Source organism: Amycolatopsis sp. NPDC051716, from assembly GCF_040681595.1.
GTDB lineage: Bacteria > Actinomycetota > Actinomycetes > Mycobacteriales > Pseudonocardiaceae > Amycolatopsis.
Map to the genome: position 1 here is coordinate 274,669 of NZ_JBFAZA010000003.1, position 9,424 is coordinate 284,092.

At 72.7% G+C, this 9,424-nt stretch carries 7 protein-coding genes; 6 read left to right on the forward strand and 1 reads right to left on the reverse strand.

All coding sequences use genetic code 11. The annotated features are described in order from the left end of the window. Positions 1 to 2: 2 nt before the first annotated feature. Entirely contained in the window at positions 3 to 944 is a 942-nt protein-coding gene (locus tag AB0M30_RS05575; RefSeq protein ID WP_364580242.1) for a glycosyltransferase, read from the reverse strand. A 93-nt stretch (positions 945 to 1,037) separates the two neighbouring features. On the opposite strand from AB0M30_RS05575, the gene AB0M30_RS05580 reads away from it, so the two are divergent. The 6 genes from AB0M30_RS05580 to AB0M30_RS05605 all read left to right on the forward strand — a co-directional run bounded on the left by AB0M30_RS05580 (position 1,038) and on the right by AB0M30_RS05605 (position 8,813). Then, the gene (locus AB0M30_RS05580) at positions 1,038 to 1,652 is read left to right on the forward strand and encodes a DUF47 family protein (protein WP_364580245.1); all 615 of its coding nucleotides are present in this window, start codon (positions 1,038 to 1,040) and stop codon (positions 1,650 to 1,652) included. Next, the gene (locus tag AB0M30_RS05585) at positions 1,653 to 2,648 is read left to right on the forward strand and encodes an inorganic phosphate transporter (RefSeq protein WP_364580248.1); all 996 of its coding nucleotides are present in this window, start codon (positions 1,653 to 1,655) and stop codon (positions 2,646 to 2,648) included. A 150-nt stretch (positions 2,649 to 2,798) separates the two neighbouring features. Further along, complete coding sequence (locus tag AB0M30_RS05590) at positions 2,799 to 3,989, forward strand: zinc-dependent alcohol dehydrogenase (protein WP_364580250.1); 1,191 nt, start codon at positions 2,799 to 2,801, stop codon at positions 3,987 to 3,989. A gap of 20 nt (positions 3,990 to 4,009) precedes the next feature. Further along, on the forward strand, positions 4,010 to 6,034 hold the full coding sequence (locus tag AB0M30_RS05595) for a CocE/NonD family hydrolase (RefSeq protein WP_364580253.1): 2,025 nt from the start codon (positions 4,010 to 4,012) through the stop codon (positions 6,032 to 6,034). 95 nt (positions 6,035 to 6,129) lie between these two features. Further along, on the forward strand, positions 6,130 to 7,203 hold the full coding sequence (locus AB0M30_RS05600) for an NAD-dependent epimerase/dehydratase family protein (protein ID WP_364580256.1): 1,074 nt from the start codon (positions 6,130 to 6,132) through the stop codon (positions 7,201 to 7,203). Between the two features lie 17 nt (positions 7,204 to 7,220). Beyond that, on the forward strand, positions 7,221 to 8,813 hold the full coding sequence (locus AB0M30_RS05605; RefSeq protein ID WP_364580259.1) for an NAD(P)/FAD-dependent oxidoreductase: 1,593 nt from the start codon (positions 7,221 to 7,223) through the stop codon (positions 8,811 to 8,813). Positions 8,814 to 9,424: the final 611 nt, after the last annotated feature.

The window sequence follows — 9,424 nt, forward strand, 5'->3', positions numbered from 1 at the left end:
GTTCAACGGGCCGTCTCGGCGAGGAGCCGGTCCCAAGTGGTCAGGAAGGCGTCCAGCCCGTAGTGCTTGCACGCGTGCTCGCGGGCGTTCTTGCCGGCGAGCGCCGCGAAGTCGGGTTCGTGCAGCAGTTCGCGATAACCGCGGGCCAGCACGGAGACGTCCGTGGAGAGCACCCCCGCGTCGTCCGGTATCGCCTCGACCGCCTCGGTGGCGGCGAAGACGACGACCGGCATCGCCAGGTACATCGCCTCCAAAAGCGACAGTCCGAGCGACGTCCACCGGGCGGTGTGCAGGTAGACGCGGCGGCGGGCGATTTCGTCGTGCAGCTTCGGTGCCGGGACGTCGCCCAGCCCGCGCAGCGGCGCGCCGAGTTCCTCGGTCCCCATGCCGAACACGTCGACGGGGGCGGTCTCGGCGAGCGTGCCGAGCAGGTCGGCGCCGGTGACGCGCCGCCGCCGCACCGGCTCGTTGATCATCGACACGCCGGTGGCGAGCTCACCGGTGTAGCGCGGTCCCGGATCGGGGATGCCGTGCGGCACCACGGTCACCGGGGCGCGGCCGCAGTCCCACATGGCCGCGTTGAAGTGGGTCACGTGCGCGACGGTGATGTCGGACCGGCCGGCGAGCGGGTGTTCGCTGGACGCGGCGTACGGCCGGGGCGCGTTGTGTTCCACGTAGACGGCCGGAACGCCCAGGCGGGCGGCGAGATCCAGCTCCTCCGGGCGTTGCAGGACGACGACGTCGGCCTCGGCCTCGGCCAGCCGGTCGAGCGGCACCTCGGTGACCGACGGCCAGTTCCGCCCCGCCTTCCCGAGACCCCAGGGCGCACCATCGGGTGACACAGGCACGAGGTAGTCGTGGCGGCCGCGGACGAAAGCGTCGGTCCATGAGCCGTGCACGTGCCAGAGCAGTACTCTCAGGCGCCGGGATCCGGGATCGGTCATGACTCCTGATTTCCCGGAGATCGGCCGTTAAACGTACGGCCGGACGGGGTACTCGGCCCCGGACGGGCGTGCGCGACGAAGGGACTTCCATCCATGCGCTTCACCCCCCGGGGCACCCGGTTCTTCGACCTGCTCGCCGACGCGGCGAAGAACCTCGTCACCGCGACCGCGTTGCTCGGGGAGCTCGTCGCCGCCGACCCCGCCGGGCGGGAATCGATCGCGAAGCGCCTGCACGAGGTCGAGCACCAGGGCGACGAGCTGACGCACACGATCATGGTGGAGCTCAACAGTTCGTTCGTGACGCCGTTCGACCGCGAGGACATCCAGGCCCTCGCCGCCAAGATCGACGACGTGCTGGACTTCACGGACACCGCGGCGGACCTGGCCGTGCTCTACCGCATCGGCACGTTCCCGCCGGGGACCGACGTCCTGGTCCGGGTGCTCTGCCGGGCCGCCGAGCTGACGGCGTCGTCGATGCCCGGGCTGGCCAAGGTGGGTGAGCTCGAGCCGTTCTGGATCGAGATCAACGAGCTCGAGAACGAGGCCGACCGCGTCTACCGGCGGATCCTGGCCCACCTGTTCGAGCCGGGCGGCGACGCCCTCGAGGTGCTGAAGACCAAGGAGGTCGTCGAGCAGTTCGAGCTGGCCGCCGACGCGTTCGAGCACCTCGCCGATGTGGTGCAGACCATCGCGGTCAAGGAGTCCTGAGTGACGGGGACCGCCGCCCTGGTCACCGTGATCGTGCTGACGCTCGTCTTCGACTACACCAACGGCTTCCACGACGCGGCGAACGCCATCGCCAGCGCGGTGTCGACGCGGGCGCTGACCCTGCGGGCCGCCCTCGTGCTGGCGGCGGTGATGAACCTGGCGGGCGCGCTGCTGTCGACCGGCATCGCCGCGACGGTGGCCAAGGGGATCATCGACGTCCCGGTGGGGCCGGACGCGCTCACCGTGGTCTTCGCGGCACTGGCCGGCGCCATCACCTGGAACCTCATCACCTGGTACTTCGGGCTCCCGTCGTCGTCCTCGCACTCGCTGATCGGCGGCATGGTCGGCGCGGCGCTGGCCGCCGCGAGCACCGTGCACTGGGCCGGGATCGCCGAGAAGGTGCTGATCCCGATGGTGGCGTCGCCGCTGCTCGGCCTGGTACTGGGCTACTTCGCCATGGTCGCCGCGCTGTGGCTGCTGCGCCGCGCGAACCCGCACCGCAGCGGCCGGGTGTTCCGCCGGTTCCAGCTCGTCTCCGCCTCGGCGCTCGCGCTCGGCCACGGCCTGCAGGACGCCCAGAAGGGCATGGGCGTGATCGTGCTGGCCCTGGTCGCGGCCGGGCAGCAGTCGACGTTCGCGGTCCCGCTGTGGGTGACCCTGGCGTGCGCCGCGGCCTTGTCGCTGGGCACCTATTCGGGTGGCCTGCGGATCATGCGGACGCTCGGCAGGCGGGTCTTCCCGCTCGACCCGCCGCACGGCTTCGTCGCGGAATCGGTGGCGTCGTCGGTGTTGTACGTGACGGCGTTCGCGGTGAAGGCGCCGATCTCGACGACGCACGTCATCACGGCGGCGATCATGGGTGTCGGCGCGACGCGGCGGCTGTCGGCGGTGCGGTGGGGGATCGCGCGCGACATCGTGCTGGGCTGGGTGCTGACCTTCCCGGCCGCCGCGGCGGTGGCCGCGGCCGTGTACCTGGTGGCCGACCTGATCACCTGACCCGCCCTGGCCTGCCGAAGGTCGCGAATGACTCATTCGGGACCTCCGGTGCCGCGAATGAGTCATTCGCGACGTCCGCGCCCGGGTTTGTCCGTCGCCACCCGCGGGAAGCCGGGGCTTGACCACCCCGCCCGCGGAAAAGGGAGAGCCATGAAGGCAGTGACCTGGCACGGCAAACGCGACGTCCGCGTCGAAGAGGTGCCGGACCCGAAGATCGAGGAGGCCACGGACGCGGTCGTGCGGATCACCTCGACCGGGATCTGCGGCTCCGACCTGCACCTGTACGAGGTGCTGGGCGCGTTCATGACCGAGGGCGACATCCTCGGCCACGAGCCGATGGGCGTGGTCGAAGAGGTCGGGCCGGAGGTGACGAACCTCAAGCCCGGCGACCGGGTCGTGGTCCCGTTCAACATCTCCTGTGGCCACTGCTGGATGTGCGAGCGCGGCCTGCAGTCGCAGTGCGAAACGACCCAGGTCAGGGAGCACGGCAAGGGTGCCTCGCTGCTCGGCTACACCAAGCTCTACGGCCAGGTCCCCGGCGGCCAGGCCGAGTACCTGCGGGTACCGCAGGCCCACTACGGCCCGATCAAGGTGCCGGACGGCCCGCCGGACGAGCGGTTCGTCTACCTCTCCGACGTCGTTCCCACCGCCTGGCAGGCCGTCGAGTACGCGAACATCCCCGACGGCGGCACGGTCGTCGTCTTCGGCCTCGGCCCGATCGGGCAGATGTCCTGCCGGATCGCGCGGCACCGCGGCGCCGGCCAGGTGATCGGGGTCGACCTGGTGCCCGAGCGCCTCGCCCGGGCCCGCGAACACGGCGCCACCGCGCTCGACACGCGTGACCACAAGGAAATCGGCGACTCCATCCGGCAGCTGACCAACGGGCGCGGCGCGGACTCGGTGATCGACGCCGTCGGCATGGAGGCGCACGGCGCCCCGGTCGGCAAGCTGGCGCACACCCTCGTCGGGCTGCTGCCGCAGCCGCTGGGCGAGAAGATCACCGAGAAGGCCGGGATCGACCGGCTCAGCGTGCTCTACGCCGCCATCGACAGCGTCCGCCGCGGCGGCACGATCTCGCTGTCCGGCGTCTACGGCGGGATGGTCGACCCGCTGCCGATGATGGAGCTGTTCGACAAGCAGATCCAGCTGCGGATGGGCCAGGCCAACGTCCGGCACTGGCTGGACGACATCATGCCGGTGCTCACCGGTGACGGCGACCCGCTCGGCGTCGAAGGCTTCGCCACGCACAAGCTGCCCCTGGACGAAGCGCCCCGCGCGTACGAGATCTTCCAGAAGAAGCTCGACGGCGCCCAGAAGATCCTGCTGCAGCCCGCCAAGTAAACCCCGGGAGGAAGTTGCTCTTGCGAGCCGTCACCTCGCTGCCGTACGAAATCACCGAGGAAGACCACGTCCGGATCCCGATGTCCGACGGGACCGTCCTGTCCGCCCGCATCTGGCGGCCGGTCTCGTCGGACACCGGCCCGGTGCCGGCTATCCTCGAATACATCCCCTACCGCAAACGGGACCTCACCGCGCCCCGCGACTCGATCCACCACCCCTACCTCGCCGGGCATGGGTACGCCTGCGTGCGCGTGGACATCCGCGGCACCGGCGAGTCCGAGGGCGTCCTGGCCGACGAGTACCTCGAACGCGAGCAGCTCGACGCCGAAGAGGTCCTCGAGTGGATCGCCGGTCAGCCGTGGTGCACCGGCGACACCGGGATGATGGGGATTTCCTGGGGCGCGTTCGCCGCGCTCCAGGTCGCGGCGCGGAAACCGCCGAGCCTGCGTGCGATCGTGATTTCGTCGTTCACCGACGACCGCTTCGCCGACGACATGCACTACATGGGCGGCTGCCTGCTGTCGGACAACGTCGCCGAGTCCGGCACGATGTTCGCCTACGCCACGCTGCCGCCCGACCCGGCGGTCGTCGGCGAGCGGTGGCGGGAGATGTGGCGGGAGCGGCTGGACAACTGCAGCCTCTGGATCGAGAACTGGCTCGGCCACCAGCGCCGTGACGAGTACTGGCGGCACGCGTCGGTGTCGGAGAACTACGGCGACGTCCAGGTGCCGGTGCTGGCCTCGAGCGGCTGGGCCGACGGCTACTCCAACGCCGTGATCCGGCTCCTGGCCCACCTCGACGTGCCGCGGCGCGGCCTGATCGGCCCGTGGTCGCACAAGTACCCGCACCTGGGCGAGCCGGGCCCGGCGATCGGCTACCTCCAGGAGGTCGTCGGCTGGTGGGACCACTGGCTGCGCGGGGACGAGAACGGCGCGATGGACGGGCCGATGCTGCGGACCTGGATGCAGGAGAGCGTGCCGCCGTCGACGTCCTACGAAGACCGCCCCGGCCGCTGGGTCGGGGAGGCCACCTGGCCGTCGCCGCACGTCAAGCCGCAGGAGCTGCCGCTGGCCCCGCACCGCCTCGCGCGGCCGGGGCAGACGGTGCCCGACGAGGCGCTGACCGTGTCGTCGCCGCTGTCGGTCGGGCAGTTCTCCGGGAAGTGGGCGTCCTACAGCGCGCCGCCGGACCTGCCCTACGACCAGCGCGAAGAGGACGGCGGATCGCTGGTCTTCGACACCGACGTGCTCACCGAGCGCTGCGAGATCCTCGGCTCGCCGAAGGTGCGGCTGGAGGTCTCGGCCGATCGGCCGGTCGCGATGGTGGCGGCGCGGCTGTCCGACGTCGCCCCGGACGGGCGGGCCACCCGGGTCACCTACGGGCTGCTCAACCTGACCCACCGCGACGGCCACGACGAGCCGGCGCCGATGGAGCCGGGGGAGCGCTGTTCGGTCGAGATCGAGCTGAACGCCGTGGCGCAGGCTTTCCCGGCGGGGCACCGGATCCGGCTCTCGCTGTCGACGTCGTACTGGCCGCTGGCCTGGCCGCCGCCGACGCCGGTGCTGTTGAGTGTCCACACCGGACACAGCGCGCTCGAGCTGCCGGTGCGCCCGGTCGCCGAGCCGGACGAGCTGCCGGCCCGGCCGTTCGGGGAACCCGAGGGCGCGCCGCCGATGTCCGTGACGGCCGTGACGCCGGGGGAGCAGCGCTGGACCGTCTCGCGGGACCTCGTCGACTACCGGTCGGCGCTGGACATCGTGAAGGACGCGGGGACCGTCCGGTACGACGACCTCGACCTGGAGGTCACCCGGGACGTCCGCGAGCGGTACAGCTGGGTCGCCGACGACTTCTGCTCCCCGGTGGCGGAAACCACGTGGGACGTCACCTTCGCGCGCGGCGACTGGGTGGCGCGCAGCGAGACCCGCACGCGCGTCTCGTGCACCGACACCGAGTTCGTCGTCGATGCGCAGCTCGACGGCTATGACGGGGCCCGGCGGATCGTGTCGCGGAACTGGCACCGGCGGATTCCGCGTGACCTCGTCTGAGGTTTTCGGGGGTCCGGGTGGCGAAGCCCCCGGCCCGGGGCGAAGCCCCGGTTGTCACTGAGTTTCGCGACCGCGACACCGGGTAAGCCTTTCGGGTGCGCATCGTGATCACCGGGGCGACCGGGAACGTCGGAACGGCACTGCTGGACGCGCTCGAGCCCGGCCACGAGGTGGTCGGGCTCGCGCGGCGGCTGCCGGACACGACGGCCGAACCGTACCGGCGGGCGGCTTGGCGGACCGTCGACATCGGCCTCCCCGGCGCGGAGGAGGAGCTGGCCGAGGTCTTCACGGGCGCGGACGCCGTCGTCCACCTGGCGTGGGCGATCTCGCCGGTGCGCGGCGACCCGCCGATGGAGCGCACCAACGACCACGGCACCCGGCACGTGCTGGCCGCGGCGGCGGGCGCCGGGGTCCCGCACGTGGTCGTCGCCTCGTCCGTGGCCGCCTACGGGCCCGCGCCCCGCTGGGACAAGGTGGCCGAGGACTGGCCGTGCGACGGCATCGCGGGCAGCGCCTACAGCCGTGGCAAGGCCGCGCTGGAAACGCTGCTGGACCGGTTCGAAGAGGAGTATCCGCAGGTCAAGGTGGCGCGGATCCGGCCGTGCGCGATCCTGCACCGCAGCGCGGCCGGGGAGTTCGCGCGCTGGCTGCTCGGCCCGGCGGTGCCCGCTCACCTCGTCGGCGGACGGCGGCTGCCGGTTCCGCTGTGGACGGACCTGCGCGCGCAGGTGGTGCACACCACCGACGTCGCCGAAGCCATCCGGCTGATCCTCGGCCGGGGCTTCACCGGCGCGGTCAACCTGGCCGCGCCGGAGGTGCTCGCCGCGGATGCGCTGGCCGGAGTCCTCGGTGGCACCCGCCTCCCGGTGCCGAAGCCGGTGGTGCAGCTCGCGACCCGGGCGGCCTGGCTGGGCGGGGTGCTGCCGGTGCACCCGGGCTGGCTCGAGCTGGCCGATCGCGCCGCGCTCGGGGACACCACCCTGGCGGAGACCGCGCTGGGCTGGCAACCTCGGTATGACGCCGCGGCCGCGCTCGCCGACCTGGTTGCCGGGCTCCGGTCGGGCGCGGGGGCGGCGAGCCCGCCCCTGGCTCCGCCGCGCCGCGACGGGGTCCTGGCCCGGCTCCGCTCGCTCACCCGGGTCGGGCCGAGCCACCAGTCGCAAGCCTGACCAGCCGGGAGGCCGGAGTGAGTACGGAAGCCGTCGACGCGGTGGTGATCGGCGCCGGGCACAACGGCCTGGTGGCGGCGAACCTGCTGGCCGACGCGGGCTGGTCGGTGCTGGTCCTGGAGGCGACCGAGCACGTCGGTGGCGCGGTCCGGACCGCCGAAGTCACCGAGCCGGGCTTCCGCAACGACCTGTTCAGCGCGTTCTACCCGCTTTCGGCGGTGTCGCCGGTGATCCGCGGCCTGCGGCTGGACGAGCACGGCCTGCGCTGGCGGCACGCGCCCGACGTGCTCGCGCACGTCCTGCCCGACGACCGGTGCGCGGTGCTTTCGCGGGACATCGACCGCACGGCGGCGTCGGCCGACGAGTTCGCCCCGGGCGACGGCGACGCGTGGCGGCGGTTGTTCGAGCAGTGGCGCGAGATTCGCGAGCCGCTGCTGAACGCGTTGTTCACGCCGTTCCCGCCGGTCCGCCCGGCGCTGAAGCTGTTGCGCCGCACCGGAACGGGCGACGCGCTGCGGCTGGCACGCATGCTGACGCTGCCCGCGCGCCGCTTCGGCGACGAGCTGTTCGACGGCGAAGGCGCGAAGCTGCTGCTGGCCGGGAACTCCGCGCACAGCGACCTTTCGGTCGACAACGCCGGCAGCGCGGTGTTCGGCTGGCTGCTCGCGATGGTCGGCCAGGACGAGGGCTTCCCCGCGCCCGAAGGGGGCGCGGGCGAGCTGGCCGCGGCGCTGGTCCGCCGGCTCGAGTCGCGCGGCGGGAAAGTCCACTGTGGACGTCCGGTGCGGGAAATCCTCGTCGGCGGCGGGCGGGCGCTGGGGGTGCGCGACGCCGACGGCGACCCGGTGCGGGCACGCAAGGCCGTGCTCGCCGACGTGCCGGCCCCGGTGCTGTACCGCGAGCTGGTGGGGGAGGAGTGGCTGCCGTCCCGGCTGGTCGAAGACCTCGGCAAGTTCGAATGGGACAGCGCGACGGTGAAGGTGGACTGGGCGCTGTCCGGTCCGATCCCGTGGACGGCCGAAGGAGCGCGCGGCGCGGGCACGATCCACCTCGGAACGGACCTCGACGGGCTGTCGGCGTTCGGGAGCGAGCTCGCCCGCGGCCGGACCCCCCGCCGCCCGTTCCTGCTGCTCGGCCAGATGACCACGACCGACCCGACGCGCTCACCGGCGGGCACGGAGGCGGCGTGGGCGTACACGCACGTGCCGCGCGGCACGGTGGAGAACCGGGCGGCGCTGGATCGGCGGGTCAAGCGGATCGAGGAGCTGGTGGAGGCGAACGCGCCGGGGTTCACGGAGCTGATCAAGGCCCGCTATCCGCAGGGACCGGCGGAGCTGGCGGGCCACAACCCGGGCCTGGTCGGCGGCGCGATCAACGGGGGAACGACGGCGATCCACCAGCAGCTGTTCTTCCGCCCGGTGCCGGGCACGGGCCGCGCGGACACCCCGGTGGACAGGCTGTACCTGGCGGGAGCCTCGGCTCACCCGGGCGGAGCGGTCCACGGCGGCCCGGGAGCGAACGCGGCCCGCGCGGCGATGGCCCGGGCGGGGATGCTGGGCGGCGGATACGCGGCGGTGATCCGGGCGGCCCACCGGGCGATCTACGGCTGACGCTGCTTGGACGCGGGGATGTGGGTGGGTCCGCCGGGCCTGCTGCGGCTGAGGCCGGGGCGCCTGAGGCCGGCGGGTTGCTCGGCACAGCTGAGGGGCTCTATTGCGGCGCGGCCGCACTCGCCTGCAGCTGGACCACAGCCTGGCGCAGCCGAACTTGCCTCCAGCTGGACTCAGCTTGGCGCAGCCGAACTCACCTCCAGCTGGACTCAGCCTGGCGCAGCCGAACCCTGCCTGCCGCCGGGGTTCCAGTGCGCCGCAGCCGAATCCTGATCCGCGCCGGGTTCGGTGGGCCCAGCTGAACCTCGCCTCCGCGCGCGGGGGAGCCCCCCGGATCCAGCGTATCGGCGCACACCGACAAAACGGCGCGGCCGCCGATCCGCGCTTCAGCCGTGGAATGCGTGAGCGGCTGGGTGACCGCGGCTGGGTGGCCGGCCGCGCTCCGCAACCGAGCGCGGCCGAATCCCGCGTCGCAGTGACCGGGGCGGCTGAGCGCAACCGAATTCCGTGCGGCGGTGACCGGGGCGGCTGAGCGCAACCGAATTCCGTGCGGCGGTGACCGGGGCGGCTGAGCGCAACCGAATTCCGTGCGGCGGTGACCGGGGCGGCTG

Excerpts from the sequence above, each read along its gene's own strand:
- AB0M30_RS05575 (WP_364580242.1), bottom strand. The coding sequence starts at position 944 with ATGACCGATCCCGGATCCCGGCGCCTGAGAGTACTGCTCTGGCACGTG.
- AB0M30_RS05580 (WP_364580245.1), top strand. The coding sequence starts at position 1,038 with ATGCGCTTCACCCCCCGGGGCACCCGGTTCTTCGACCTGCTCGCCGAC.
- AB0M30_RS05590 (WP_364580250.1), top strand. The coding sequence starts at position 2,799 with ATGAAGGCAGTGACCTGGCACGGCAAACGCGACGTCCGCGTCGAAGAG.